The following is a 26,585-nucleotide window of genomic DNA, read 5'->3' as shown; positions in this document are numbered from 1 at the left end:
GTGCTCTCCTGACAGCAATTGATTAGAGTGCGAACTTATGTAGCCATCGTACCGTCGTCAAGGTTGAGCGCGCGGGTTAAGGCGTTTGTGATCAGATCGTCGGGCAGGGCCATCAAGGTCGCTGTCCGGGTCCAAAGAATTGCCGTCCGGATGTCATGATCCGGAAAGACCTGGCGCAACGCGGCCGCATAAGCACCCATCTGTCGCAGCAACCCTTCGGGGCAGGCTTCGGTCGTGTGGGGCACCACGCGGTTGGTCTTGTAGTCGATGGCCAGAACACTGCTTTCGGTGACAAGAAGCCTGTCGATCGTGCCGTGAATGCGCTTATCAGCAATGGTTGCGGTGATCGGTACCTCTGCTAGTGCGTCCGCATCGAAAATGTGGCGGATGTCGGCGTTTTGCATCAGCGCAACGGCTTCGTCCAGCGCGGCCCGGGCGACCCCAGCATCATACCCGTCGCTAAGCGTTTTCAGCACAGTATCCCATCTGTCGCTTTGCATCAGCGGCAGCGTTTCCAGCATCTGGTGCACAAGGCTGCCATAGGATTTGGCGTCTTCTTCGGCCAGACCATCTTCGCCGGCAAGCGCCTTGGCACCGCCAAGATCAGAGGGCGAGGTGGTCTTTTCCCGGACGGGTATCGCGGGCACCGGTTGGTCAAAAATAGGCTCTAACACTGGCGTGACATGCGGTATTTGCGCTTTTGCACGGATGGGCAACCCGTCCCAGTCGCCATGCTGGAAACGGAGCACACCGGTTTGACCCACAGGTTCGGCACCCGCCTGACCCATCGCGGCACCGATCATCTGGTACCAGCTGCTTTCATCCTTGGGCAGATCCCCTGCGGCAGCGACGATCAGCCATTTTTCGGCGCGGGTCATCGCCACGTACAGCAAACGCAAGCGCTCGTTCATCTCGCGTTCTTTGCGCTCGTCCAGCGCCGCGCGCATGGCGCTTGGCATATCAGCGTCGGACAATTTCCAGACGGGCGTATCGTCGACCTTGATGATTTCGTCGCGAATAACGAGCGGTCGTTTGCCCGTGTCGGGCAGGATCACGATCGGCGCCTCCAGCCCCTTGGCACCATGCACGGTCATCACCCTGATCTGGTCCGACGCATTGTCGATCTGGCGTTTGATTTCCAGATCATCGGTCTGCATCCAGACCAGGAACCCCGTCAAACTCGGGATCGCACCGCGTTCGTAGGAAAGCGCCTGGGCGAGCATGGCGTTGATGCCATCCTCGGCCTCCGGCCCCAAACGCGCCAGAAAATTGCGCCGCCCCTTATGGCGGGTCAGGATGCGTTCGATCAGGTCATAGGGGCGAAGATAATCAACCTGCGCCCGCAAATCCTTCAGGATAGACACTGTCTCAGGATGTTCGGTGCTGCTGCGCAGGGCCTGCCACAGATGATCTTCGCTGCGGTAATGCGACAGAGTGAACAACATCTGTTCAGTCCAACCGAACAGCGGGGATTTCAGCGCAGTTGCCAGCGATAGACTGTCTTCGGGCGTGGCCAGAAACGACAGCAGCGCGGCAAGGTCCTTGACCGCCAGTTCGGCGCCGACCTTCAGGCGATCCGCACCGGCGATGGGCAAACCGGCGGTCTTGCAGGCGCGAATGATCTCGGAAAACAGATCGCTGCGGCGCTGTACGAGGATCAGAAAATCACCGGCCCGGATACGCCGCCGCTCAAAAACGCCGGCGCTATCGCCATCAACGGGAATGTAGTGGTCGCCTTCGACAAGGGTCTTGATCTGGCGTGCAATCTGGTCGGCCAGAATGACGGTATGGTGGTGTTCGGATTTTTGATCGACGGGGTCGGACCATTCGCGATCATCCGCATCATCGGATTTGGCGACCAAAGGCCACAGATCGACGCGACCGGGCAGGGCGGATTTGAACGCCTTATGCGTGGTGTCGGCCTGAAACCCCGCGCTGGCATGGGGGGCAAAGCTGGTATCGACCAGTTGCAAAATGGCTGAAGACGACCGAAAGGAATAATCCAGACTGCGCCGCTGGAAAATCTGTCCGGCCTCAAGGATTTTCTGTTCAAACAGAGCCTGCTTATGGTCGAATTCGCGCGGGTCAGCCCCTTGGAACGAATAAATCGACTGCTTTTTGTCACCCACAACGAAAAGCGTCCGCGCATCGTCTTCGCGCGCGCCATCGCCGCTGTAGAATTCATCTGCAAGCCGTTCGATCACGTCCCATTGGCGTGGGCTGGTGTCTTGGGCTTCGTCCACCAGAATATGATCGATCCCGCCATCAATGCGGTACAACACCCACGCGGCGACGGCAGGGTTGGTCAGCAAATTACGGGCTTTCAGGATCAGATCGTCAAAGTCCAGCCAGCCGCGTTTTTGCTTTTCCAGGGCATAGCGTTTCAGAAAGGCGTCTGCGAACTGATGCAAAACCAGCGTCTTTTGTGCCGCTCTCAAGGCCAATCGCGCATCCCGAGCACTTTCCACCCGCGCCATCAGATCGTCGATCTGCGGCATCAGATGGGACAGGATTTTCTGCGTCGGCTTGGTCGGGACAGCACCGATCTTGGCGGTAAACGGGTTGTTGGCACCAGCACCCGTCAGAAAAACATCTTCCAGCACGGGCAGGGCGCTGATGTCCATTTTATCCAGCGTTTGCAGCTTGATCGCAGCCTTGCCATCCAAACCGCCTTTTTCGATCATCGGCGGGATCATTTCGGCAAGTATTGATTGTTCCGACCCCAAAAAGACGGAGGAGGCGATGGTTTCCTCGCTCAGATTTGCAGGCTGCCCGAACAGCACCAATGCACCTTCCCACGTCATGGGTTGCGCGAACCCTTCACGCTGGCCGACGATGCTGTTGGTCAACTTGCTGAAATCTTCGCCGGTATAGTGCCGTGCAAGGGCGGTCACGAGGGGGGCGTCGCGGCCTTCGGCCATGTTGTCGACGATCTCGGCGCGCAACAGATCTGCGGCGCGATCTTCGATCTCGGTGAATTGCGGGCTGACGCCGGCCTCAAGAGGGAAACGGCGCAGCAAAGACGCGCAAAACGAATGGATCGTCTGAATTTTCAACCCGCCCGGCGTTTCGATCGCGCGGGCAAACAACGTCCGTGCCATGCGCAGTTTTTCCGGGGTAAACGCATCCGTCACGCCCAGTTCGGCAAGCGAGGCCCGTAAATCGGCGTCTTTCAGCATCGCCCAGGCACCTAGGCGTTTGAACAGGCGGTTTTGCATCTCGGACGCGGCGGCCTTGGTGTAGGTCAGGCACAAGATGTGCTGTGGTTCGACCTCGTTCAGCAGCAACCGTGCCACACGGTCCGTCAAAACACGTGTCTTGCCCGACCCTGCATTCGCCCCCAACCACGTCGAAGCATCCGGCCGCGCCGCATCAATCTGGGCGCGGGTGGCGTCGTCAAAGTGCGCGGTCATGTCAGATCCTCCGGCGTGGGGTCGGTGGTGGCATCCCATTCGCCAAACCGTGCAAGGTGATCATAATCGCCCGCGAAATCCGTCGTCTTGACCATGCGGCGCGCTGTAAACCCTTGGTCGTCTGACAAATAGCTGGTGATCAGCGCATGCAGTTTCGCAAGAACCTCGTGAGGTGGTTCGTCTTCCAGCGGTGCGGCAAGTTCGACCGGTTTGCTGCCAAGTCCGATATAGGCGGCCTGCGCCACCGTTGCGACGCCAATTTCCTTGAAACCGCCTTCTTCGACCATCGCGGCCTCAAGCAGCAGTTGCTTGTCGAATGCTTTCTGCTCCAGCTTGCTGGGCGGCGTTCCGGTTTTATAGTCGTAGATCAGGATATCGCCGTCATCCGTGCGGTCGATCCGGTCCGCATAGCCGGTCAGGGTAAAGCCAAGATCGGGGAAGATATGACTGCCCTTCGCGGCTTTCTCAAAGGCGGCAGGGCTGGAATAGCTTTGGCGCCTGACCTCGTTTTCGATGAACCAATCCGCGATGCGTTCAATTTTAGTCAGCCACATGATCCGTGCCGCAGGCCATGGTGCTTCGGCGTCCAGCACGGTTGATGCAGTCTCTAACAAATGGGATTTCGTCAGATTTTTCGGATCAGCGGTGACGGATTTGATGAACCTTTCCATGATCTCGTGGACGATGATGCCGCGCACCGGTGCGTCGGGCGATTGCACCAAAGGGTTCAGCGCACGCAGTTTCAGGCTGTGCTTGGCATAGACAGCATAGGGATCGCGGATCAGGCGTTTGATTTCGGTCACCGACAGGGCATGAGGGCGCGCGCCGCGCGGCGGCCGGGGCGAGGGGCGAATGGCCGGATCCACCCGGCTGACTGCTTCCAACGCACGCGCCTGTTCCAGCCAGTGGTCGCCGCGCTTGATCATGGTTTGCCATGCCGCATCGCCGCCTTGTTCCGGCAACCCGTTCAGCAGATTACCCAGACGGTTCAGCCAGCGGGACGGCACGGTTTCCGCCTCGTCCGACCGGATCGCGCGGGTCAGGCAAACCTCGGGGGCGGCGATGGATTGTTGGTAGTCGTGCGCCGACAGGCCGATGCGCCGTTCGGGCAGTAGCAAGCCAGCCTGCAACCGCATTTGCCGGTTCAACCATGGATCAGGCGGCGGCGCTTCGGGCCAGGTGCTGTCGTTCAGCCCGCCCATGATGATCAGATCGGCCCCCTGAACGCGCGCCTCCATCGTGCCCCAGATCATGACGTCGGGATGTGGCGCATCGCTGTCGCGGATTTCGCCTTGCTGCAACAAGGCACCCACCAGATCGGCATAGTCCGACGCTGACATCTCGCCACCATAGGGGGCGTTTTCGGACAAATTGGCCATCACCTTCTTGGCCTCTTCGCCAGATTTGCGCAGCCAAAGCGCGCTTTCGATCGTCGGGTTCGACCCATCGGCGATCGCAGCAGCCACGGCAAGGTGATCTGCGACCCAATCTTCGAGCGGTTTGTCCTGTCCGACGTCAATGCCAGCGAAATGTGCCCCGACCCAGGTGGCCCATATGTCCATCTGGTCTGGCTTCTTCGACCTCGAGACTGTTTTGCGCGAAAGCCGCAGCACACCATCGGCATCGGGATAGGGCAGACCATCGCGGCGCACTTGCAGCTCAAGCCGCTGGGTGTTGAGCTGGTGGATGTTCCGGTCGCCGCCGCTATGGGTCAGCGGATGCTTGAGCAGGGTCAGCAACGCCTCTGAATCCAGCTTGCGCACGAACAGATCGGCCACATGGCGCAGGAACCGTCCCGGAGGAGACAGATGTAAGGGCATGCCGGCGCTGTCATCGGGCACGATATTCCACCGGTCCAACGCCGACGTGACCTGCCGCGACAACATCCTGTCCGGGGTGATCAGCGCAGCGGTTTGCCCGTCTTCGACGGCCTGACGCAGGCGCAACGCGATGGCGAGCGCTTCGGCGCGGGGCGTGGGTGCCTGGATCAGGGTCAGACCCTGCGTGGCCTTGCCCAAATCGGGCAGTTTCGGCCCTTCGGTCAACCAGACATGGGTGACGGGTGCAGGGCGCAAGGACAGCGACACAAGCGCGTTGCGTTCGGGCGAAGGGGGTTCGCAGGTGGTCCAGGGTTCAATCGTGCTGCGTGCCAGATCAAGCGCCCGCAGGAAATGGCGGAACCGGTACTGCGGGTGATCCTGCGACAGCTGTTCTTGCGCTTCGCCCATATCGGCCCAGACGGACGTGGGCATATCGAAATCGAAACCGGGCAGGATCACGGCACCTTGCGGCAATCCGGCGACGGCTTGCATCAGCATTGCGGACGTTCCGCGCGAACCGGTGGAACCTGCGACGATAATCGGATGTTGCGGCGGTGTTTCGGCCCAGCCTGCGATCATCTGTGCGACGATTTGCCGTTGGCGCGCGCGCGGGTCCGGGCGGGTGACGCTTTCCCCCAGATAGCGGTGCGCGATGTCCAGAAACTGTTTGGCCCGTTCCCAGTGGCCGGATTGGTCGCTGACATCCAGATCGGTGATTGCCTCAACGGGGACACCTTCGCCCTGCATTTCGTCGATCAGCCCGGCAAGGCTGTCGGACAGGTCATAAAGCGATGCGCGGGGGGCCAGTTCGGGGGCTTGGTCCAGCAGTTTCGACACCAGCGTGATCAGTTCAAGCCTGCGGCGCAGCGCGGGGCTTGGACGGGGCAGCGCGATGCCTGCAGCCAGCGTATCAAGGTTGTCGATCAAATGGATGCGGGGCAGCAGGCTGGCCGGGCCCGCGTCGAAAATCTCGCGCAGGCGGCGCTGCATGCGGCGGGTGTTGACGACCAGATCAATCCGCCCCATCGCCACGGGCGGTTGGCCCTTTAGGCGCGACACCAGACCTGCGACAAGTTCCTGCGGGAAATCAATACCAGGGGCGAGGCCATAGACGCGGGGGGTCTTTGTCGGGTCAAACACAATGGGTCCTTAGCATGTCTTCCGCCAGCGTGATGCCTTCGGGGTGACCCACATCACACCAATGACCGGGATAGGCCAGCCCATAGATGCGCTGTTGTTCCAGCATTTGATCCCAAAGCAGGTTCAACGAGAAAGCGCGCTGGGGAATCGTCTCTAACAAGGTTGTCTTGATGATTTGCACGCCGCCATAGATCACACCGGGCCCCCGTGTCAGTCGCCCGTCATCGGCCATGGTAAAGTCGCCGCTGCCCTCATGTCCAACGGCCTGAGGTACCGGAATACCGATCAGAAGCGCGTCCATCGCCGACGGATCCCAAGCATCCAGCAGCAGGGCCAACGGGTTCGGCCCGGCCCAGATCGCATCGGTGTTCATGGTGAAAACCGGACCTTTGCCCAGCCATGGCAGGGCATTGCGCAACCCGCCGCCGGTTTCAAGGATATCGGGGGTTTCAACAATGGTCCGCACGTCACGGCCCAACAAATGCCGCTGCAAGGGTTCGGGCTTGTAGTGCAGATTCACGACGATGTGGTCCGGCACGATCGATTCCGCCAGATCAAGCGCATGGTCAATCAGCGGACGCCCCGCGACCTTGACCATCGGTTTGGGCTGATCCTGTGTCAGATGCTTCATCCGCGTGCCGAAACCCGCAGCAAACATCATCACGGCATTGGGTGTGTCGCGCATCTGGATTTCAGTTCTTTCAGAAAGGCCGAAGTCGGTTCGGGCAGGGTGTCGTGCAGCATTTCGGCAATTTCGCCAAAGTCTGGATGGGCCAAATTGCGCTGCACATAGCGCCAGACCCGCGGGATCAGATCGACGTAATGCGCTTTGCCGTCGCGCAGGCACAGCCGGGCAAATATGCCCAGAATCCGCAGGTTGCGCTGCAATCCCAGCAGGGAATAGGCGCGGTGGAACGCTTCGGCATCCGCTCCGGTTTCCGAGATGTAGCGCGCGATCATCTCGGCTTCGATTTCGGGGGCGACGTCGCGACGGGCGTCTTGCAGGATCGACACCAGATCATAGGCCGGATGGCCCAGCAACGCGTCCTGAAAATCAAGCAGACCGACGCGGGCGACGCCAGCGCGGTCCGGCAGCCAAAGCAGGTTTTCGGCATGGAAATCCCGTAGGATCACGACGCGGGGTGTGCTGTCCAGACTTTGCGCGAGGGGCTGGAAAAGCGCGTTGAAAGGTTCAGCCGCAGCGTTGTTTTGTGCATACCAATCGAACACCAGTCCGGTCGCATCGGTCAGCCATCCGGAATCGCATAACGGCAGATCAGGGGTGTCCGCCGCGTGCAGGGCGATCAGCAGATCGGTCGCAGCAGCATAAAGCGGGCTGGTCATTCGGGGGGTGTCGACCATCAGCTGCGCAAAAAGCGCATCGCCAAGGTCTTCGATCAGCAGGAATCCGTTCGTCGCGTCTTGGGCGAAAATGCGTGGCGCGCTGAGGCCCTGCGCCGCCAGATAGGTGGCGATTGCCACAAAGGGGCGCACGTCTTCGCCCTTGTCAGGGGGCGCGTCCATCACCACGGCCGTGGTGCCATCTGCCTGCGTCAGCCTGTCATACCGGCGGTTCGACGCGTCGCCCGCCAGCAAGCTGCGCGTGGCCTGAGCCCAACCCGCTTCCATGATGAAGTCCCTGAGCGCTGATGAGCGGTTCTTCATTTTCTCAATACGTCCAGTTTTTCCGACCACTTGGCATCGGTCCACCTGGCGGTCAGCCGGCGGGTATCATCGCCGGTTGTCTCGAAGCTTAGATCAAGCGCATCGGCAGGGCGCAGGTTGCCAAGCCTGTCAGGCCATTCGACCAGACAAATCGAGGTGTCAAAAGCATCCGTCAGTCCGAGTTCTTCGACCTCGATGCTTGAGCTTAGCCGGTAAAGATCGGCATGCCAGATCTGTCCCTGCGGGGTTTCGTAGGTTTGGACAAGCGTGAACGTGGGCGAAGGGACGTCTTCGGGCGTTGTCAGCAAGGACTGGATCAAGGAACGGGCGAAATGGGTTTTGCCAGCACCGACATCGCCCGTCAGCAAGATCGTATCGCCATTCCGCAAAACGACACCCAGATCGCGCGCGGTCCGGGTGGTCTGTTCGGGGCTTGTAAGGGACAGGGTAAGAAATTGCGTGGACATGCGCATAAGGTACGTGCGCGCGTCGGTCAGCTGCAAGGCAAAACCGATGGATTATTGGTCTAGTTTGACGCCAATCGCGTTGATTTGATCCGACTGTGCGACGGCGTTTTTGACGATATCAAACCGGATCAACGTGGCCCCTGCGACAATCGGCGAGATAATGCAGTTCAATTGCGTCCCGTTGGCCAGATACATCGGCATGTGCCATGTTCTGCGATCGCCGAAATCGCGGATGAAATCTTCGATTTCCTTCCACATCAGGTGCGGGGCGCATTTGCGTTTCCAATCCTGGATGGCGTCATGGACAGTTACATCGGCAAAACTGGTTTCGTGATCGACTTGCCAAAGGTCCTGATACGCAGAATTCGAGAAAGTCAGAATGCCCGACGCCGAGAACACCGCGATGCCGTCATCCAGCGTGTCCAACATGGATTGGCCCAACTCAAGCTCGGCACGGAAATTGCGGGTCAGGCTGACTTCGGCACTGATGTCTTCGATCAGAAACGCCGTTGCACCGTCGGGATGGGGTCGCCCCTTTACGTTGAAGGTCTGCCCTGAATCAAGCGACCAGGTTTCCTCGTAACGGCCATCATGGGCTGCACGGATCATTTCGGTGATGGCGGTGCGCCAGTTGGAATAGCTTTTGGGTTCGGGCATTTTGCGCGTTTCACGCAGTTTATCAAAGAACGTCTGAACCGTTGGACGTGCGCTCAGAAACTCGGCGCGCAGGCCGGTCAGGTCAATCAGGGCGGGATTGAACAACACAAGCTGGCTGTTGCGGTCAAAGATGGCGAGGCCGATAGACAGCTGCGCAAAAGTCTTTGTCAGCGTCTGCACGAACTTGCGCTGCGTCTCTTCGGCCTGAACAAGGGCGTTAATGCAGATCGCCTGATGACAAATCACGCCATCCTGTTCTGTCTGGCTCAGCTCGAACCAGTCTTTCTTGCCGGATTCGACATTGCGCAGAAAGACCCGACCTGATGGTAAAGCGGGCTCTGTGGCGAAGAGGGGTTGGTCGCCTTGCGATGCAGTGGGGTCTGTTGCTGCGTGAAGTTGCTGGTGCGCCTCATTCGACCAAAGCAGCTTTCCGTCCTTATCCGTATGCCAGATCGGGAAATCCAGACTGGTTGTCAGGCGATGGATCAGCGCCTGTTCATCCGTTTCCGGGACTTTGCTTTCTTGAACTTCCGTCAAAAGCCTGACGCGGCACAGCCCGCTGTTCCATGCGATATTGACCTGCCTTGGCGCGTTACCGTCGTTTGCAGCAAGTGTCACATTGCCGCTGCCGAAGGTCTGCGGCGTCAGCGGGAAATCGGCGAAACGGTCGATAACTTTCGCGTACAGGTCCGACCATTCGTGAAATCCGGGTTCAAGCGCCAGGAAACCATCGGCCGCTTCGGTCGCGTGTTGCAGGACGCCGTTGTCAAAAAGGTAACATATATCCGTGGCAGAGGATTGATCCGGCGTTTGTTCCAACGCAGGCACTCTAAGCCAAAGATAGGCCAAACTGCCGCTGATCAAAGTGGCAAAAACAACAGGAAGGACATCAATATACGAGATCAAAACCGTTCCCCTTTGCACGTTGAAGCCAGCTTAGAGCCCAAACCCTTAACCTTTGATTAACCGAAATGAACGCAGCTGGTTTTTTGCTGGCGGATCACGCTTTGATCGGTTTGTTTTTTCCCAATGCGGTTCGGGCCTCGCCGTTTTGCAGGTCAAGCTTCTGGCGCGGCCAGACCACTTCGACCACGGCACCAAGCTGACCCGTCACCGCATCGGACCCGTTGGCAAACTTCAGCTCTGCACCTGACCGTTCCAGCAGCGTCTTTGCAATGAAAAGGCCAAGGCCCATCCCCTCGTAGCCCGGTCTTTCCGTCGAGGACCGCGCGCTGCGCCGCCTGCGCATGAACGGATCACCAATGCGACCCAGCAGATGGGGCGGGAACCCTTTGCCATCGTCGAAAATACGGACGGAAATTTGATCATCGGTCCAGTTGGCGTCGACCCAGACGGTGGTTTGTGCAAAATCGACAGCATTTTGAATAAGATTGCGCAATCCGTGAATGATCTCGGGTTTACGCAAGATCTCGGGCTGGTCCATCGCGTCGTCAAAAGCGTCCGTCGAAAATTCGATTGTCTTGCCCCGTGTCCGATGCGGTTCGGCGGCTTCTTCCAACACGGCCATCAGGGGGGCGTGCCGCAGGTGCAGATCGTCTTTGCCCGCGCGCCCCATGTCGCGCAGAATGTCGCGACACCGGTCAGCCTGATCGCGGATCAATGCTGCATCTTCTGCCAGATCGGGATTGTCCTGAAGTTCGTGCAGCAGCTCTGTGCTGGCAAGTTTGATCGTGGCAAGCGGCGTGCCCAGTTCGTGCGCTGCCGCTGCGACGACGCCGCCCAGATCGGTCAGTTTCTGTTCGCGGGCCAGCGCCATCTGCGTTGCCGTCAACGCGTCTGACATTGAATGGATTTCGGTTGTGACGCGGCGCGAATACGAGGTTGAAAACAAGATCGCGATGACCAGCGCAACCCAGTTCCCAAAGACAAAGATCTGCGGAATCTCAAGCAGACCTCCGCTTTGAGTGATCAGGGGGAAGTGAAAGATCGCCAGGACGGTCGCCAGCGCAATCGCGGTGCTGCACAGCACGACCGTTGACCGCAAGCTAAGCGCCGTGGCGGAAATTGTCACCGGACCCAGCAGCAAAAGCGAAAACGGATTGTGCAGGCCGCCCGTCAGGAAAAGCAGAAACCCAAGCTGCAACAGGTCGAACATCACCATGGACAGGTTTTCGTATTCCGACAGCCGCTTGTTCTCGGGAAAGACCAGAATGGCGACAAGGTTGCCGGTCACGGACACACCGACCGCAAAGTAACACAGCGCCAGTTCCAGTTGCAGACCATATATCCGGTCGGCCACGGTGATCGCAGTCAATTGACCTGCAATGGCGACCCATCGCAGCACGATCATTGTGCGCAATCTGATCCAATTCGCACGGGTGCGTTCGCCTAAGGGTTTCGTTGTCGCCTGCGTCATCGGCGCACCTTTTCAAATTTAACCATTTCAATGATATAGCCCAAGGGTAAGACTGGACCCGACAGTGATCAAGAGCGCCCGTTTGGCGCAGGAGACTTTAGATGAGACGCTTTTACGCAATCGCCGCCGTCGTCGTGGCAATCGGATTTCTTGCTGTGATGCTTTTTATGGGCAACCGGCCAGAAGAAGCCGATAAATACGCCCAATGCAAAAATGCAACCGTTGCAGGGGGCGCTGATCTGGGGGGCCCGTTTGAACTGGTGAACGCAGAGGGTAAGACCGTGACGGACGCGGATGTGATCACCGAGCCAAGTTTAATCTATTTCGGGTATACGTTTTGCCCCGATGTTTGCCCGCTGGATGTGGATCGCAATGCCAGTGCCGTTGATGTGCTCGCCGACCGCGGCATGTCGGTGACGCCGGTCTTTATCTCGATCGACCCCGCGCGCGACACACCCGAGGTCGTGGGCGAGTTTGCTGCCAACATGCATCCCAAGATGATCGGCCTGACCGGATCGCCTGAGCAGGTTGCAGCGGCAAGTGCGGCATACCGGACCTATTACAAGGCGCATGAGGCTGATGATGAGTATTATCTCGTCGATCATTCGACCTTTAGCTATCTGGTGATGCCGGACGAAGGCTTTGTTGATTTCTTCCGCCGTGATGTGACGCCCGAGAAAATGGCGGATAAAATCGCTTGCTACATCGAAAATCAGTAGAAAATTTGACCAACGTCCTAGTGTGACACATATCATGAGGATGGATGTTATCCCAATTCAGATGGATGAGAGGCAGAATATGGCTGACAAAGCGCTTGATCTTGGCGAAGACCGCTCTTTGCTGCTTGTCGATGATGACGAGCCTTTTTTGCGGCGCCTCGCCAAGGCGATGGAAAAACGCGGTTTTGAAATTGAAACCGCAGGCTCCGTTGCCGCAGGCCGTGCCATCGCGACAGCGCGTCCCCCGGCCTATGCGGTGATTGATTTGCGGTTGGAAGACGGCAATGGTCTGGATGTGGTCGAAGTGCTGCGCGAAAAGCGCCCTGACGCGCGGGTCGTCGTGCTGACAGGGTACGGCGCGATCGCCACGGCTGTGGCCGCCGTCAAGATCGGAGCGACGGATTACCTGTCGAAACCGGCTGATGCCAATGACATCACCAACGCGCTGTTGGCGACGGGCGATGATCTGCCGCCGCCCCCTGAAAACCCGATGAGCGCGGACCGCGTGCGCTGGGAGCATATCCAGAGGGTTTATGAGCTTTGCGATAGAAACGTATCCGAAACCGCGCGCCGATTGAGCATGCACAGACGGACGTTGCAGCGCATTTTGGCCAAAAGATCCCCGCGTTAGGGTCTAAACGTCATACCGTTTGCTGATCTTGTCCACGATCTGACCTGACTCAAGCCGGACGTCTTCATCGAAGTGCCAATCGCGAAAGCCGCGGCTTTGGTAATAGGTCAGACCGCCGGTGTTATCTGCGCGGATGGTCGCGTTGATCCAGACATAGCCAAGCTGTCTTGCCGCCGCTGCCGTTGCATCGAACAAGGCCGACCCGATGCCAAGCCCGGTTCGCCCGACCTGAACGAACGTCGCCACATCGCAAGCCTCGGGCGGGAGAGCAGGGTGTGGGCCGATCCACTGGAAGCCCACGACCTTTTCCATGTCATCCAAGGCGACATGCCAAGCGCTTTGATCTGCGTTCGACGCCATCCAATCGTTCAGATCATCCCCCGTGACGGGCCGGGTGAGGGCTGTGGTCCCGCCGATCTGGATAATCTCGTTCAAAAGCCGTGCCATGTCTGGGGCATCCAGCGATATGGGCCGCCGCACCTTGGTCATCAGATTTCCTTTAGAAGTGTCATGTGGCGGGCCGTGAAATCAGCGCGCGTCTCGACGGGCGGACGCAGGACGATTGCCAAACCTTCGATGATGGTTGCATCGGGTTTGCCGAAAAACTTTGTCGCCTCGGCCGATGAAAACCCGGCGATTTGGGTCGCTTCCATCCAGGCACTGATTTTGTCGGCTCTTTTGATTTGTTGCTTGATCGTCTTTGGGATCGCGGCAGGCAGGCCGAACCTGATGTGAATGGCCGCCGTCAGCCGGTCATCCAACACGCCATAGCTGGGGCCCACGGCGGCTTTGACCGGTGAAATCATGTCGCCGATCACATATTCGGGCGCGTCATGCAGCAAGGCCGCCAATTGCCATTTCGCGGGGGCTTTTGGGTTCAGCCGGGTAAAAAGCGTCTCTACCAAAAGGGAATGTTCAGCAACGGAATAGGCAAAATCGCCATGGGTCTGCCCATTCCAGCGCGCGACAAAGGCCAGCCCGTGGGCAATGTCCTCGATCTCGATGTCGACGGGGGTCGGGTCCAGCAAGTCAAGCCTGCGCCCGGATAACATGCGCTGCCACGCGCGGGGCTGCTGCGCCATATGATCGCTCCCTTGATCGGTTTACCACTAATTTAGACATTGTATGACATGTGGTTTTCGCTGCGGCGTCAACACCCGTTGAGATTAGGCAGCGAAAGTGCTAGGCGCGTGACAAATATTCGATGTTTGAAAAAGGAACGCCAGATGGCAGACGATTATATCGTTAAAGACATTAACCTTGCAGCGTATGGCCGCAAGGAACTTGATATTGCTGAAACCGAAATGCCCGGCCTGATGGCACTGCGCGAAGAATACGGCGAAAGCAAACCGCTCAAGGGCGCGCGCATCGTCGGGTCGCTGCACATGACAATCCAGACCGCTGTGTTGATTGAAACGCTGGTCGAACTTGGTGCCGACGTGCGATGGGCGTCGTGCAACATCTTCTCGACCCAGGATCATGCTGCGGCTGCGATCGCTGCGGGTGGCACACCTGTTTTCGCGATCAAGGGCCAGACCCTGACCGAACATTGGGATTACCTTGATAAGTCGTTCATGTTCGAAGACGGTCCAAACCTGATCCTTGACGATGGCGGCGATGCAACGCTGTACATTCTGCTGGGCGCGCGTGCCGAAGCAGGCGAAGACGTGATCGCCGTGCCAACCTCGGAAGAGGAAGAAGCGATCAAGGCCCAGATCAAGAAGCGCATGGAAGCAAGCCCCGGCTGGTTCACCAAGATGCGTGACCAGATCAAGGGCGTTTCCGAGGAAACAACAACCGGCGTTCACCGTTTGTATGAACTGGTCAAGCAAGGTCAGCTGCCGTTCCCCGCTATCAACGTAAATGACTCCGTCACGAAGTCGAAGTTCGACAACAAGTACGGCTGTAAGGAATCGCTGGTCGACGGCATCCGCCGCGCGACTGACACCATGATGGCCGGCAAGGTTGCCGTTGTCATGGGCTACGGCGATGTTGGCAAAGGGTCTGCCGCGTCCCTCGCCGGTGCGGGTGCCCGCGTCAAAGTCACCGAAGTCGATCCTATTTGCGCGCTGCAGGCCGCAATGGACGGTTTCGAAGTTGTGTTGCTGGAAGACGTATTGGCGACTGCCGACATCTTTATCACCACCACGGGCAACAAGGACGTCATCCGGATCGAGCATATGCGCGAGATGAAGGACATGGCGATCGTAGGCAACATCGGCCACTTCGATAACGAAATTCAGGTCGCGTCGCTGAAGAACCACAAATGGACCAACATCAAGGAACAGGTCGACATGATCGAGATGCCTAGCGGCAATCGTCTGATCCTGCTGTCCGAGGGCCGTTTGCTGAACCTTGGCAACGCCACGGGCCACCCGTCCTTCGTGATGTCCGCGTCCTTTACCAACCAGGTGCTGGCGCAGATCGAACTGTGGGAAAACAACGGTGAGTACAAAAACGAAGTGTACATCCTGCCCAAGCATCTGGACGAGAAGGTTGCCCGTTTGCACCTTGACCGGATCGGCGTGAAGCTGACAAAGCTGAGCAACGAACAGGCTGCCTATATCGGCGTGTCGGCCGATGGCCCGTTCAAGCCAGAGCATTACCGTTACTAATTCAGGATTTACTGCCTGACTTCACGCCGCCCGACCACAGCGTTCGGGCGGCGTTTTTTATGGAGAATATGCCTTAGCGCACATCCCGCCCCTGATTGAGGATGATCACGTTCCCGCTGGAGATATCCCCCGCAGGCGAGATCAGGAATCCGACCCAGGCCGCGATCTCGGACGGTTGCATCGCGCGACCATGCGGCATCTGCGCAATGGCCTTGTCCAGCACCTCTTGGCTGACCACACCGAAAAGCGGCGTTTCCGTCATCGCGGGCGCAATCGAATTCACGGCGATCTTGTCGGTGGCATAGCGCCGCGCCAGATCCTTTGTCAGCGTATCCAGCGCAGCTTTTGACGCGCGGTAATGCGGCGGATCGAACGCATCAAAGTTATACGCCCCGTTTGAGCTGATATTGACGATCTTGCGGACGCCATCCCGCCCCGCCATCAGTTTGATCGCGGCCTGACAGCAGTGAAAGGCACCCGAAAAATTCAACGCCATCTGCTTTTCAAATTCCGCCTCGGGGATATCGGGGAATTCCGACATGAAACAGGTGCCGGCGTTGTTCACCAAGGCGTCGATGCCGCCATGGGTTTCCTTGATCTTTGCAAAGGCGTCTGAAATGGCAGCGGCGCTTGTCAGATCAACGCAGATACCTTCGAACCCGTCGCCCTTCATATCCGCCAGACCGGCGGCATCGATATCAAGGCCGATGACGTGGGACCCGTCTGCGATCAGCCGTTCCACAATCGCCCGCCCCATGCCGCCTGCGGCCCCTGTGACCACTGAAATCCTGTTCATCTTGTCCCCCTTGCCATTTCCTCTTGGCAGATGATGCCAACCCGCGTTATCCAATTTAAATGTAAACGCATGTATTTACCCATGCAAGGAGAGCAAGATGCCCATTCGCCCCGCCCGCAGGATCACTGATACCAGCCCCAAGAATTTCGGCATGTTCGCGAAAGCGGTGGGGATGACGGGCGATCTGATCCATCTTGAACTGGGCATGCCCGCCGAAGATACCCCCCAGCACATCAAGGACGCCACGATTGCTGCGCTTCAGGGGGGCGCGGTTCATTATTCAGATCTGCAAGGGATGCCGGAACTGCGGCAAGCGCTGGCGGAAAAGCTGACGCAACAGAACGGGATGGACGTGTCGGCCAGTGAGGTGCTGATCACCAACGGCCTGACCCAAGGCTCATACGCCGCGTTCATGGCGTTTCTGGACGAGGGCGACGAGGCGCTTTTGCTGGCCCCCTATTACCCTCAACATATCGGCAAGGCAGAGTTGGCAGGGGCCAAAGTCACCGTCGCGCCCTTGGATGCTGCAAACGGATTTTCCATCAATCGCGCTTTGATAGAGCCGCATATCACCCCGGCAACCCGTATCCTTGCGTTGATCAATCCCTGCAATCCGACGGGGCGAGTTTATACCCGCGATGAGCTGCAAATCATCGCTGATCTTGCGCAGGAACATGATCTGCTGGTGATTTCAGACGAGGTCTACGAAGAGATCACCTATGACGCGACCCATATCTCGATCGCATCGCTGCCCGGCATGAAGGACCGCACGATTTCGATGTTTGCCTTCACCAAAGCCTATGCGATGGACGGGTGGCGGCTGGGATATGTCGTTGCCGACAGCGCCTTGATGGGCCCGTTGATGAAGATCACGACCAACGAAGTCACCCATGTGAACACCTTTATCCAACACGGCGCACTTGCGGCTGTCACAGGCGACCCGTCCGTTTTGGCAGGCATGGTCGCGCGGGACCGCGAACGCCGCGATCTGGTGGTCGGGCGGTTGAACCAGATGCCCGGCGTGACCTGCGCCGCCGTCGAAGGGACGATCTATGCGTTTCCGGACATCACAGCCACAGGGCTAAGCGCCCAAGACTGCGCGGACCGCCTGTTGTCGGAAACCGGCGTTGTGGTCGAAGCGGGTAGTTTTTATGGCCAGGCTGGCGAAGGGCATTTGCGGGTTTGTTTCGGGTGCGCGTCCACCGATGTACTGACAGACGCCATGGACCGGATGCAGCGTTTTTTCAACAGTCTCTAAACAAGGCCTTTCAAGGCCTTGAACAGGGCGTCCACATGGGTCTGGGTTGTTATGGCCCCCGGGGACAGCCGCAGGATTTGCCCGCGACAATCCACATGGATCGACCGGCTGCGCAAGTCCTGAACGACGGTTTGCGTATCGATATGGCCCGGCAGTTGCACCATCACCGACCCGCCACGCTGTGCCACGTCCCGTGGTGTGGCGATCCGCAGACCCGTATCATCAGCATGTTGGATGATCAGATCAGTCAGTTGACGATTATGCGTCAGCAGACCGGTTTGTGACGCATGCCATTTGAGAGCTGGAATAGAGCCCAGGCAGGCCATAACCGATGGCGTCCCATGATCGAACCGCCTTGCGTCGGGGGCATAATCAAATGCGTCCAAATCCCATGAAAACGGGTTGTCCTGCGAAAACCAGCCACGCAATTCCGGTGTGACCTGTTCGATCAGATCCTGGCGCATCTGGATGATTCCGGCCCCCGGTGTGCCGCAAAGCCATTTCAGACTTGTGGAAATGACGAAGTCTGCCGGATGCGCGTCGAGCGAAAAAGGAATGATCCCGATGCCTTGGGTCAGGTCGATCCCGACAAGCGACCCCATATCGCGGCCATGGGCAAGCAGGGCCGTCAGATCGCAGCGATGCGAGCTGGTCGAGGTGACGAATGTCAGCAGCGCAAGACCGACATCATGGCCCCACGCATCCAGGATGTCTTCGGTGCGGACCCAGAATTCCCCCGTGCGGATCGGGACCGTATGCAGGGTAAAGCCCATGCGGTCTGCCACGCCGTTCAGCAGGAAATGCAGCGACGGAAAGCAATCAGCGGCGATCAGCACGCGTTTTCCGCGCAGGCGATCCTTTGGCAGGCCGCCAAGGATAGAGAAAAGGGCTGTGGTGACGTTTTCGGCGCTGGTCAGGGTGCCGTCCGGCGCGTCGATCAAGCGACGCCAAAGCGCCAGAAACTCTTCGCGCTGCCCAAGTACCTTGGGCCATTGCGCATCGTCTGGTACGCCCCAGATCCCCGAGAAATCGGCCAAGGCTGCCGCCATGTCTTTCGCTTTGCCAGGATACTGGCCAATGGAGTGATACAGGAAATATGCAGGATCGGTCATTGCGCCCTCGTTTTGTCGTGGCCACTATGCCAGATGGGATTTTAGTTGCAAACGCATATAACGCTACCTAACATCATCTTCCAACAACCGTGCCTTGGCACCTAAAGGGAGAGATGAAGATGAGCGGTGCAGATAGCCTTGCGAGCCTTGCCATGATGCTGGCCTCTGGCGGTGTCGAAGTCGTGGATTGTACCGGAACCCTCGGGCCCGATACGCCGATCCTGCAATTGCCGGAAGATTTCGCCAAGAATACCCCCAAAGTCGAGATTCACAAAATCAGTGAATATGACAATGATGGTCCGTTTTTCGCGTGGAACTGGATGAAGCTGGGCGAACATTCCGGCACCCATTTCGACGCTCCGCATCACTGGATTACCGGTAAGGATTATGAAGACGGCTTTACCGACACGCTGGATGTCCAGCGTCTGGTTGCCCCCGTCAACGTCATTGATTGCTCTGCACAATCCGCCGAGGATGAGGATTTCCTGCTGACTGCCGATGGCGTCAAGTCCTGGGAGGCCGAACATGGCGAGATCGGAAAAGGCGAGTGGGTCGTGATGCGCACCGACTGGGACAAGCGCGCGAATGATGAGGCTAAATTCCTGAACGCCGATGAAACCGGCCCGCACAGCCCGGGCCCGACGCCCGATTGCATCGAATATCTGCTTTCCAAGGGGATCGTCGGTTGGGGGACGCAATGTATCGGGACCGACGCAGGCCAGGCTGGCGGCATGGAACCGGCGTATCCGGCACATAACCTGCTGCACCGCGACAATTGCTTTGGGCTGGCCAGTCTTGCCAACCTCGACAAGCTGCCGGCAAAGGGTGCCATTCTGGTCGCCGCACCGCTCAAGATCCAGCGTGGCACAGGCAGCCCGATTCGTGCTCTTGCCCTGGTACCAAAGGGCTAGGGTCGCATGTGGAAAGGACGCGTATGACGAGCCCCGACACCCCTGCCGACCAGACCGATGGACTTGGGGAAATCGGGCTGGACAACTTTGCGCCCTATCTGATGAACCGCATCATGGGCCGTTACAACGCGGCCTTGCAGGAAGAGATGGCCAAACTGGGGCTTACCACGCCCCAGATGCGGTCCTTGGCGGTTTTGTCCGAACGTGACGGAATCTTGATCCGGGAACTTGCGGTGTATGCAGTCGTGCAGCAATCGACCCTAAGCCGAGGGCTTGAGGCTTTGGCGCAAAACGGGTTGATCCTGCGCGTGCCCGACCCCGACGACAGCCGCGCGACCCGGATTTATCTGACCGATACCGGACGTGCAGCGTATCAGCGGCTGTGGCCGCACATGTCTGCCGCGTATCAGGCGATGTTTTCAGGTGTCTCCAAAAGCGAGAAAACCGCCTTTGTCGGCACCTTGCAGAAGATGTTGAAGAACATTCGCAAGCACGACTTCTGAAAGGAACAAAATGGCTGAACGATCCTTTAAGAAAGAGGTCGCACATCTGCGCAAAGGCGCAGGCGATACCTTTACCGGCGAAGGCATTCTGGCAATCACCAAGGCGCTTTTGGAAAACGGCGTCGGCTATGTCGGCGGGTATCAGGGGGCACCGATCAGCCATTTGATGGATGTGCTTGCCGATGCCCAGGATCTGCTGGGCGAACTGGATGTCCGTTTTGAGGCGAACGCAAGTGAAGGTGCTGCCGCCGCGATGCTTGCGGCCTCCGTCCACTATCCGATCCGCGGCGCGGTGACGTTCAAGGGGCCGGTCGGCGTGAATGTGGCGTCTGACGCGCTGGCGAACCTCAGTTCGTCTGGCGTGACGGGCGGTGCGCTGGTGATCGTCGGCGAGGATTACGGCGAAGGGTCGTCGATCATGCAGGAACGGTCCCATGCTTTTGCAATGAAGTCGCAATTCTGGATGCTGGACCCGCGCCCCAATTTGCCCAGCATCACCAAGGCCGTGAAAGACGGGTTTGAACTGTCCGAAGCCAGCAATACCCCTGTCATGTTGATGGTGCGCATCCGGTCGTGCCATGTCACCGGCAGCTTTGAGACACGCGATAACATCGCCCCGCCGCTTAGCGTCAAGGACGCGCTGTCGAGCCCGCGCAGTGATTTCGCCCGCGTTGTGCTTCCCCCGATGAGCTATCTGCACGAGCAGGACAAGATCAAGAACCGCTGGCCCGCAGCCGAGGCATTCATCGTCGAAAACAAGCTGAACGAAGTCTTTGGCCCGGACCGCGCCCCGTTGGGGATCGTGGTGCAAGGCGGCATGTACAACGGCGTTGTGCGTGCGCTGCAAAGGCTGGGGCTGGCCGATATCTATGGCAACACCGATGTGCCGCTTTATGTGCTTAATGTCACATACCCCTTGGTCAAAGACGAATTCGAACGCTTTTGTAAGGGCAAGGACCATGTTTTGGTGGTCGAGGAAGGCCAGCCCGATTTCATCGAACAGCAGCTTGGCAGTTTCCTGTACAAGTCCCGCAGCAGCGTCAATCTGCATGGCAAGGACATGCTGCCGATGGCGGGTGAATATACCGGTCAGGTGATGCTTGACGGTGTGACCGCCTTTCTGAAGGTGGCAGCCCCCGACATGCTGCCGGGCAACGTGCGCGCGCCGAATGCAGAGGCATCGCAGATCCCTGATCTGTCAAAGACAGTCCCGATCCGGCCACCGGGGTTCTGCACGGGCTGCCCGGAACGGCCGATCTTTGCTGCGATGAAGTTGACCGAACAGGAGCTGGGCAAACACCAGATCAGCGGCGACATCGGCTGCCATTTGTTTGCTGCCCTTCCTCCGTTCGAAATTGGCGGGGCGACAATGGGCTACGGCCTTGGGCCGGCGTCAAACGCAGCCTTTGATGGCGGTGGCGAACGGCGCGCGATCTCGATCCTTGGGGATGGCGGGTTCTGGCACAACGGGCTTAGCTCTTCGATCGGGAACATGGTCTTCAATAAATCTGACACGGTCGCGGTGATCGTCGACAACTATTACTCTGCCGCGACGGGCGGGCAGGATGTGCTGTCGAGCCGCGCAAAAAACGACACTAAATCGACGAATAACCCGATTTCCGCGGCGCTGAAGGGTGTCGGTGTGGAATGGGTACGCCAGATCGACCGCACCTATGACGTGGGCAAGGTCCGCGAGGTTCTGCACGAGGCGCTGACGACCGATTACGCTGGTCCCAAGGTGATCGTTGCGTCTTCTGAGTGTATGCTGAACAAGCAGCGCCGCGAAAAGCCCCTGCGCAATCAGGCCATCAAGGAAGGGCGGCGCGTGGATATCCCGCGGTTTGGCGTCGATCCAGATGTGTGCACCGGCGATCATGCCTGCATTCGCCTGTCGGGGTGCCCGTCACTGTCGCTGAAAAAACTTGATGACCCCCTGCGCGATGATCCTGTGGCGCATATCGACCAGACCTGCGTCGGTTGCGGCAACTGCGGCGAGGTCGCAGATACCGCGATCTTGTGTCCGTCTTTCTACCAGGCCGATGTGGTGCATAATCCGACAGGGTTCGAGGCATGGCGCGCCAAGCAACGCAGCAAGGTGATCGCCTGGCTGCAACAACGACGCGATACAAAACGACTGGTGTTACGATGAATGCTTTGACCCCTTCGAAAACGCCCGATGCGCGGATGGCCCAAATCACCAAACTGGCTGTCATGGCGGTTGGCGGGCAGGGCGGTGGCGTGTTGACCGCGTGGATCGAAACGCTGGCGCGCGCCCAAGGGTACGAAGTGCAGGCCACCAGCGTCGCAGGCGTGGCGCAGCGCACGGGTGCCACGATCTATTATATTGAAATGACGCCAAAGACCGACCAGCAACCGATCTTTGCGCTGGCCCCGTCCGCGGGTGACGTCGATATCCTGATCGCAGCCGAGATGATGGAGGTCGGGCGTGCCGTGCTCAGGGGGTTTGTGACGCCGGATCGCACAACGCTGATCGGGTCGACCCACCGCGCATTGGCCGTGTCCGAGAAATCCGTTCCCGGCGATGGCATCGCAAATGCGGAAGAGGTTCGCGCAGCCGCTGAAATAGCTGCACAGACACTGATACTTGCGGATATGGAGGGGTTGGCCGTCGGCCAGGGATCGGTCATTTCTGCAAGTCTGTTCGGTGCTTTGGCAGGGTCAAAGGCGCTGCCGTTCCCGCGCGCCGCCTTCGAAGACGCTATCCGCCAAAGCGGCAAGGGGGTCGATGCCAGCCTGCGTGCCTTTGCCCAAGGGTATGACGCCGCGCAGCATGGCGTGGAACCGGTTGAAAAGGTCGCCGCTCCGGCATCCGAAATTGCAGGGCCGCAAAACCTTGTCGGTGATTGGCAAAAATTGATTAAACGGATCGAAACGCTACCGCAAGACGTGCAGCAGATGGCCCTCGCGGGGCTGCAAAAGGTTGTCGACTTTCAGGATTGCGCCTATGGCAGCGCCTACCTGGACCGCTTGGACACGGTAATCGCCCGCGACAGTACCGAAAAAGACTGGCTGCTCAGCGAGACTGCGGCGAAATATATTGCGAATGCAATGGCTTACGATGACATCATTCGCGTAGCCGACATCAAGACCCGCAAACCCCGCTTTGACCGTATTCGCACGGAAATGGGCGCGCAACCGGATCAGGTGATGCAACTGACGGAATATTTCCACCCGCGGGCCGAAGAAATCGCAGGGTTGCTGCCTGCCGCGCTTGGTGCGCGGATTGAAGGGCGGCCAAAGGCGATGGCGCGACTGGATCGTTGGTTCGGGAAAGGGCGGCGTTTGCGCACCGATAGCTTGCCGGCCTTTGCGATGCTGCACATCTTGGGCGGCTTGAAATCCTACCGTCTGAAAACCCGGCGACATGCGGTCGAGGTGGCCCATCTGGACGCCTGGCTGGACCGCAGCCTAGCGCCGCTTGCCACCGATTACGCCCTAAGTGTCGAACTTTTGCGATGCCGACGGCTGATCAAGGGCTATTCGGACACCCATGCCCGCGGCCTGACGAAGTTCGACAGCGTGATGAACGGCGCAGCGATTTTGAAAGGTCGAAAGGACGCAGCTGATTGGGTGGCCAGACTGCGCGAAGCGGCACTGCAGGACCCCGAAGGCAAGGCACTGTCCGGCGCGTTAGAGACCATTCGCAGCTTTACCGACCCCCAAACGCATTAAAACGCGTTTGGGGATTTTCTGCATCTGAAAGTCAGAGACGATTAAAGGTAGCGGTTCACCAGATTTTCCAAGGCTTCTTGCCGACCCGATGCGGGTTGCGGGTTCAAGGCATCTGCCTTGACTTGCGCGTTGATCGTCTCAAGATCACTTTGCAGCAATCCTTGGCCCCGATCGGATCCCCATCCTGCATACCGCGTCTCACGCGCTGCCTCTAACTTGCCATCTTCCAGCATTGCGGCAGCGGCTTTCAGGCCACGTGCGCAGACGTCCATCGCACCGACATGGGCAAGGATCAGATCCTGCGCGTCCAACGACTGGCGGCGCAGTTTGGCGTCGAAATTGGTGCCGCCTGTGGTAAAACCTCCCGCCTTGAGCACTTCGTAATAGGCCAATGCGACTTCTGGCACGGAATTGGGGAACTGGTCTGTGTCCCAACCCGACTGGTAATCATTGCGGTTCATGTCGATGGACCCGAAAATACCAAGGGCGGAAGCAAGCGCCAGTTCGTGTTCAAACGAATGCCCCGCCAGAATCGCGTGGCCTTGTTCGATGTTCACCTTCACCTCGTTCTCAAGTCCGAAATCCTTGAGGAAACCGTACACCGTGGCGACGTCGTAATCATACTGGTGTTTGGTGGGTTCCTGCGGTTTAGGCTCGATCAGGATCGCGCCCTTGAACCCGATTTTCCGCGCGTAGTCGACGGCCATTTGCAGGAACCGTCCGGCTTGCTGGCGCTCGCGCTTCATGTCGGTGTTCAGCAAGGTCTCATAGCCTTCGCGGCCCCCCCAAAGCACATAGTTTTCGCCGCCCAGTTTATGGGTCACGTCGATGCATTCCTTGACCGTCGCGGCGGCATAGGCAAACACATCGGGATCAGGGTTCGTCGCTGCCCCGGCCATGTAACGCCGGTTCGAAAACAGATTTGCGGTGCCCCAAAGCAGCTTGGTGCCCGTCTGTTCCATCTTTTCGCCGAAGTAATCGGTAATCTCGTGCAGGCGCGCTGTGCTTTCGGCGAATGTATCGCCTTCGGGCCGGACGTCGGCATCGTGAAAACAGAAATAGGGCTGGCCAAGGACCTTGAACATATCGAACGCGGTATCGGCCTTGACCTTGGCGTGATCCATCGTGTCGCCGAACCAGGGTCGGTCGAACGTCTGGCCGCCAAACGGGTCGCCGCCTTCCCAGGCAAAGCTGTGCCAATAGGCCACGGCAAACCGCAGATGTTCGGCCATTGTCTTGCCCATCAGAACTTCGTCAGGGTTATAGCTGCGGTAGGCGAAGTCGTGGGTCGCGTCAGGGTCATAGGCGATCGTCGGGATGCCGTTGAAAAACTCGGTCATGGGAGGGGGTCCTTTCGGTTGGATCAGCGCAGGGATTTGACTGCGCGATATGTCTCGGAATAGCGGGCATGAGCGTCCGAAAATGCCGGAACAAGCCGGGGATCAGGCTCTATCACGCGGGAAACGGGTGGCGGGACAGCGATTTCCGCCCCTGCACCCGTTGCAGCCATGCGGCCCAGACGGGCTGCGCCAAGGGCGGCCCCGAAATCACCTGCGGCGGGCAGCTGGATCGGCATGTTCAGCGACGTCGCAATCGCCTTGAGCCAGTAATCGGACTTCGATCCGCCACCGACTGCGATCAGGCTGTCGATCTTTGTACCCGTCACAGTCATCGCGTCAAAACTGTCCCGCAAGGCGTGAGTAACACCCTCAAGCACCGCGCGCACCATCGCAGCGCGATCTGTTCCGTGGCCAAGGTGCAGGAATCCGGCGCGGATTTGTGCGTCGTTGTGAGGGGTGCGTTCGCCGCCAAGATAGGGCATGAAGACTGTGCGACCTGGAGCCTGCAGGTCCCCCAGATCACCCGTCAGCGTCTGTGCATCTTCGTTCAGCACCCCCGACAGCCAGTTCAGCGCATCCGTCGCAGACAGAATTACCCCCATTTGGTGCCACAGGTTGGGCAGGGCATGACAAAAGCTGTGCAAAGCGCTTTCGGGGGCAGCGGCATAGCTGGGCGTAGCGGCGAACAACACGCCAGAGGTGCCAAGCGAAACAAATGCTTGCCCGGGTTTCACGACACCCATCCCGATGGCAGAGGCGGCATTGTCCCCGCCACCCCCGGCGACGGGAATGCCCGCAGGCAACCCGAGTTTCGCCGCGATAGAGCCGCTGAGACTGCCGGAAACCTCGGATCCTTCGACAAGGCGTGGCATGTTGGCCCGTGACAGACCCGACAACGCCAGCAATTCATCCGACCAGTCGCGCGCGCCGGTGTCCAGCCAACTGGTGCCGGCGGCGTCGGACATTTCTGACACGGCATCACCCGTCAGCCAAAACCGCAGCGCGTCTTTGGGCAGCAGGACCTTGTCGATCCGGGCGAAAATCTCGGGTTCATGCCGCCGGACCCATTCCACCTTGGGGGCGGTAAAGCCGGGGAACACGATGTTCCCCGTGACCATGCGCCAAACCGGGTTCGCGTCGATTTCAGCCGCTTCAACCGCCGCGCGGGTGTCGTTCCACAGCATGCAGGGGCGCAGGGCCGCGCCTTTGCCATCAATCAGGGTCGCGCCATGCATGTGACCGCTTAGTCCGATGCCCTGAACAGCGCGCAGATCAACGCCAAGGCCGCGAACCGCATCCGCGCAGGCGGTGAACCAGTCATCGGTGTTCTGTTCGCTCCAACCGTCATGGGGGCGCGATACCTGCAAGGGCGCTGTGGCTTCGGCGATGATAGTCTCATCATCGTCCACCAATAGCGCTTTCAGGCCCGAAGTGCCCAAATCAAGACCCAAAAACATCGTTTTCCCCT

The 26,585-nt window shown here is 58.8% G+C and carries 21 protein-coding genes; 8 read left to right on the top strand and 13 right to left on the bottom strand.

Annotation, left to right across the window (positions count from 1 at the left end; genetic code table 11):
* Window positions 1-35: 35 nt before the first annotated feature.
* The 7 genes from addA to regB all read right to left on the bottom strand — a co-directional run bounded on the left by addA (window position 36) and on the right by regB (window position 11,539).
* Window positions 36-3,413: a double-strand break repair helicase AddA gene (addA, locus tag RGAI101_RS12310; RefSeq protein ID WP_008228204.1), complete on the bottom strand. Its 3,378-nt coding sequence runs from the start codon at window positions 3,411-3,413 to the stop codon at window positions 36-38.
* Entirely contained in the window at window positions 3,410-6,373 is a 2,964-nt protein-coding gene (gene addB, locus RGAI101_RS12305) for a double-strand break repair protein AddB (RefSeq protein WP_008225832.1), read from the bottom strand. The genes addA and addB overlap by 4 nt, the downstream gene beginning before the upstream one ends.
* Window positions 6,366-7,058, bottom strand: coding sequence for a nucleotidyltransferase family protein (locus tag RGAI101_RS12300; RefSeq protein ID WP_008228480.1), 693 nt, complete (start codon window positions 7,056-7,058; stop codon window positions 6,366-6,368). Before RGAI101_RS12300 ends, addB begins: the two co-directional genes overlap by 8 nt.
* The gene (locus tag RGAI101_RS12295; RefSeq protein ID WP_008228815.1) at window positions 7,034-8,038 is read right to left on the bottom strand and encodes an aminoglycoside phosphotransferase family protein; all 1,005 of its coding nucleotides are present in this window, start codon (window positions 8,036-8,038) and stop codon (window positions 7,034-7,036) included. Before RGAI101_RS12295 ends, RGAI101_RS12300 begins: the two co-directional genes overlap by 25 nt.
* Entirely contained in the window at window positions 8,035-8,505 is a 471-nt protein-coding gene (gene tsaE / locus RGAI101_RS12290; protein WP_037229517.1) for a tRNA (adenosine(37)-N6)-threonylcarbamoyltransferase complex ATPase subunit type 1 TsaE, read from the bottom strand. Before tsaE ends, RGAI101_RS12295 begins: the two co-directional genes overlap by 4 nt.
* Window positions 8,506-8,556: 51 nt before the next feature.
* Entirely contained in the window at window positions 8,557-10,068 is a 1,512-nt protein-coding gene (locus RGAI101_RS12285; RefSeq protein WP_008227964.1) for a PAS-domain containing protein, read from the bottom strand.
* 94 nt (window positions 10,069-10,162) lie between these two features.
* Window positions 10,163-11,539 carry a sensor histidine kinase RegB gene (gene regB, locus RGAI101_RS12280; RefSeq protein ID WP_037228139.1) on the bottom strand — a complete coding sequence of 459 codons (1,377 nt, stop codon included), beginning with the start codon at window positions 11,537-11,539 and terminating at the stop codon, window positions 10,163-10,165.
* A gap of 101 nt (window positions 11,540-11,640) precedes the next feature.
* On the opposite strand from regB, the gene RGAI101_RS12275 reads away from it, so the two are divergent.
* Together RGAI101_RS12275 and RGAI101_RS12270 are read left to right on the top strand one after the other, a co-directional pair.
* Window positions 11,641-12,258: an SCO family protein gene (locus RGAI101_RS12275; RefSeq protein WP_008226191.1), complete on the top strand. Its 618-nt coding sequence runs from the start codon at window positions 11,641-11,643 to the stop codon at window positions 12,256-12,258.
* Between the two features lie 79 nt (window positions 12,259-12,337).
* On the top strand, window positions 12,338-12,889 hold the full coding sequence (locus tag RGAI101_RS12270) for an ActR/PrrA/RegA family redox response regulator transcription factor (RefSeq protein WP_008226705.1): 552 nt from the start codon (window positions 12,338-12,340) through the stop codon (window positions 12,887-12,889).
* A gap of 3 nt (window positions 12,890-12,892) precedes the next feature.
* On the opposite strand, the gene RGAI101_RS12265 is transcribed toward RGAI101_RS12270, so the two are convergent.
* Both RGAI101_RS12265 and RGAI101_RS12260 read right to left on the bottom strand, forming a co-directional pair.
* Window positions 12,893-13,378 carry a GNAT family N-acetyltransferase gene (locus RGAI101_RS12265; protein ID WP_008228848.1) on the bottom strand — a complete coding sequence of 162 codons (486 nt, stop codon included), beginning with the start codon at window positions 13,376-13,378 and terminating at the stop codon, window positions 12,893-12,895.
* Window positions 13,378-13,971 carry an HD domain-containing protein gene (locus RGAI101_RS12260; RefSeq protein WP_008228761.1) on the bottom strand — a complete coding sequence of 198 codons (594 nt, stop codon included), beginning with the start codon at window positions 13,969-13,971 and terminating at the stop codon, window positions 13,378-13,380. Before RGAI101_RS12260 ends, RGAI101_RS12265 begins: the two co-directional genes overlap by 1 nt.
* A gap of 144 nt (window positions 13,972-14,115) precedes the next feature.
* On the opposite strand from RGAI101_RS12260, the gene ahcY reads away from it, so the two are divergent.
* A complete protein-coding gene (gene ahcY, locus RGAI101_RS12255) occupies window positions 14,116-15,504 on the top strand; it encodes an adenosylhomocysteinase (RefSeq protein ID WP_037228136.1) in 1,389 nt (462 codons plus the stop codon).
* Between the two features lie 73 nt (window positions 15,505-15,577).
* On the opposite strand, the gene RGAI101_RS12250 is transcribed toward ahcY, so the two are convergent.
* Complete coding sequence (locus tag RGAI101_RS12250; RefSeq protein ID WP_037228133.1) at window positions 15,578-16,300, bottom strand: SDR family NAD(P)-dependent oxidoreductase; 723 nt, start codon at window positions 16,298-16,300, stop codon at window positions 15,578-15,580.
* Between the two features lie 97 nt (window positions 16,301-16,397).
* Here RGAI101_RS12250 and RGAI101_RS12245 point away from each other — a divergent pair, with 97 nt between their 5' ends.
* On the top strand, window positions 16,398-17,558 hold the full coding sequence (locus RGAI101_RS12245; RefSeq protein WP_008225391.1) for a pyridoxal phosphate-dependent aminotransferase: 1,161 nt from the start codon (window positions 16,398-16,400) through the stop codon (window positions 17,556-17,558).
* Here RGAI101_RS12245 and RGAI101_RS12240 read toward each other — a convergent pair.
* The gene (locus RGAI101_RS12240; RefSeq protein ID WP_008224915.1) at window positions 17,555-18,670 is read right to left on the bottom strand and encodes an aminotransferase class V-fold PLP-dependent enzyme; all 1,116 of its coding nucleotides are present in this window, start codon (window positions 18,668-18,670) and stop codon (window positions 17,555-17,557) included. The two genes, RGAI101_RS12245 and RGAI101_RS12240, sit on opposite strands and share 4 nt — an antisense overlap.
* A gap of 113 nt (window positions 18,671-18,783) precedes the next feature.
* Between RGAI101_RS12240 and RGAI101_RS12235 the strand changes: the two genes are divergently transcribed.
* The 4 genes from RGAI101_RS12235 to RGAI101_RS12220 are packed head-to-tail and all read left to right on the top strand — an operon-like array spanning window position 18,784 to window position 23,777.
* Window positions 18,784-19,581: a cyclase family protein gene (locus RGAI101_RS12235; RefSeq protein WP_008227946.1), complete on the top strand. Its 798-nt coding sequence runs from the start codon at window positions 18,784-18,786 to the stop codon at window positions 19,579-19,581.
* Window positions 19,582-19,604: 23 nt separating this feature from the next.
* Window positions 19,605-20,084 (top strand): MarR family winged helix-turn-helix transcriptional regulator, encoded by a 480-nt coding sequence (locus RGAI101_RS12230; RefSeq protein ID WP_008226437.1) that lies wholly within the window; start codon window positions 19,605-19,607, stop codon window positions 20,082-20,084.
* Between the two features lie 10 nt (window positions 20,085-20,094).
* On the top strand, window positions 20,095-22,233 hold the full coding sequence (locus RGAI101_RS12225; protein ID WP_008225618.1) for a thiamine pyrophosphate-dependent enzyme: 2,139 nt from the start codon (window positions 20,095-20,097) through the stop codon (window positions 22,231-22,233).
* A complete protein-coding gene (locus RGAI101_RS12220; RefSeq protein WP_008226276.1) occupies window positions 22,230-23,777 on the top strand; it encodes an indolepyruvate oxidoreductase subunit beta family protein in 1,548 nt (515 codons plus the stop codon). Before RGAI101_RS12225 ends, RGAI101_RS12220 begins: the two co-directional genes overlap by 4 nt.
* A 41-nt stretch (window positions 23,778-23,818) precedes the next feature.
* On the opposite strand, the gene xylA is transcribed toward RGAI101_RS12220, so the two are convergent.
* Window positions 23,819-25,117: a xylose isomerase gene (xylA, locus tag RGAI101_RS12215; protein ID WP_008225856.1), complete on the bottom strand. Its 1,299-nt coding sequence runs from the start codon at window positions 25,115-25,117 to the stop codon at window positions 23,819-23,821.
* Between the two features lie 23 nt (window positions 25,118-25,140).
* Window positions 25,141-26,574 (bottom strand): xylulokinase, encoded by a 1,434-nt coding sequence (gene xylB / locus RGAI101_RS12210; RefSeq protein WP_008227345.1) that lies wholly within the window; start codon window positions 26,572-26,574, stop codon window positions 25,141-25,143.
* Window positions 26,575-26,585 lie beyond the last annotated feature (11 nt).

It is taken from the genome of Roseobacter sp. GAI101 (assembly GCF_000156335.1).
Taxonomy (GTDB): domain Bacteria; phylum Pseudomonadota; class Alphaproteobacteria; order Rhodobacterales; family Rhodobacteraceae; genus Sulfitobacter.
This window is presented reverse-complemented; position numbering and strand designations above follow the sequence as displayed.

What these genes read in the sequence shown, in the direction of transcription:
- RGAI101_RS12270 (WP_008226705.1), top strand. Translation starts at nt 12,338, where the DNA reads ATGGCTGACAAAGCGCTTGATCTTGGCGAAGACCGCTCTTTGCTGCTT.
- RGAI101_RS12225 (WP_008225618.1), top strand. Translation starts at nt 20,095, where the DNA reads ATGGCTGAACGATCCTTTAAGAAAGAGGTCGCACATCTGCGCAAAGGC.
- RGAI101_RS12250 (WP_037228133.1), bottom strand. Translation starts at nt 16,300, where the DNA reads ATGAACAGGATTTCAGTGGTCACAGGGGCCGCAGGCGGCATGGGGCGG.
- addA (WP_008228204.1), bottom strand. Translation starts at nt 3,413, where the DNA reads ATGACCGCGCACTTTGACGACGCCACCCGCGCCCAGATTGATGCGGCG.
- RGAI101_RS12235 (WP_008227946.1), top strand. Translation starts at nt 18,784, where the DNA reads ATGAAGATGAGCGGTGCAGATAGCCTTGCGAGCCTTGCCATGATGCTG.
- RGAI101_RS12300 (WP_008228480.1), bottom strand. Translation starts at nt 7,058, where the DNA reads ATGCGCGACACACCCAATGCCGTGATGATGTTTGCTGCGGGTTTCGGC.
- regB (WP_037228139.1), bottom strand. Translation starts at nt 11,539, where the DNA reads ATGACGCAGGCGACAACGAAACCCTTAGGCGAACGCACCCGTGCGAAT.
- RGAI101_RS12245 (WP_008225391.1), top strand. Translation starts at nt 16,398, where the DNA reads ATGCCCATTCGCCCCGCCCGCAGGATCACTGATACCAGCCCCAAGAAT.
- RGAI101_RS12260 (WP_008228761.1), bottom strand. Translation starts at nt 13,971, where the DNA reads ATGGCGCAGCAGCCCCGCGCGTGGCAGCGCATGTTATCCGGGCGCAGG.
- RGAI101_RS12230 (WP_008226437.1), top strand. Translation starts at nt 19,605, where the DNA reads ATGACGAGCCCCGACACCCCTGCCGACCAGACCGATGGACTTGGGGAA.
- xylA (WP_008225856.1), bottom strand. Translation starts at nt 25,117, where the DNA reads ATGACCGAGTTTTTCAACGGCATCCCGACGATCGCCTATGACCCTGAC.
- xylB (WP_008227345.1), bottom strand. Translation starts at nt 26,574, where the DNA reads ATGTTTTTGGGTCTTGATTTGGGCACTTCGGGCCTGAAAGCGCTATTG.
- RGAI101_RS12295 (WP_008228815.1), bottom strand. Translation starts at nt 8,038, where the DNA reads ATGAAGAACCGCTCATCAGCGCTCAGGGACTTCATCATGGAAGCGGGT.
- RGAI101_RS12240 (WP_008224915.1), bottom strand. Translation starts at nt 18,670, where the DNA reads ATGACCGATCCTGCATATTTCCTGTATCACTCCATTGGCCAGTATCCT.
- RGAI101_RS12275 (WP_008226191.1), top strand. Translation starts at nt 11,641, where the DNA reads ATGAGACGCTTTTACGCAATCGCCGCCGTCGTCGTGGCAATCGGATTT.
- RGAI101_RS12220 (WP_008226276.1), top strand. Translation starts at nt 22,230, where the DNA reads ATGAATGCTTTGACCCCTTCGAAAACGCCCGATGCGCGGATGGCCCAA.
- tsaE (WP_037229517.1), bottom strand. Translation starts at nt 8,505, where the DNA reads ATGTCCACGCAATTTCTTACCCTGTCCCTTACAAGCCCCGAACAGACC.
- ahcY (WP_037228136.1), top strand. Translation starts at nt 14,116, where the DNA reads ATGGCAGACGATTATATCGTTAAAGACATTAACCTTGCAGCGTATGGC.
- RGAI101_RS12265 (WP_008228848.1), bottom strand. Translation starts at nt 13,378, where the DNA reads ATGACCAAGGTGCGGCGGCCCATATCGCTGGATGCCCCAGACATGGCA.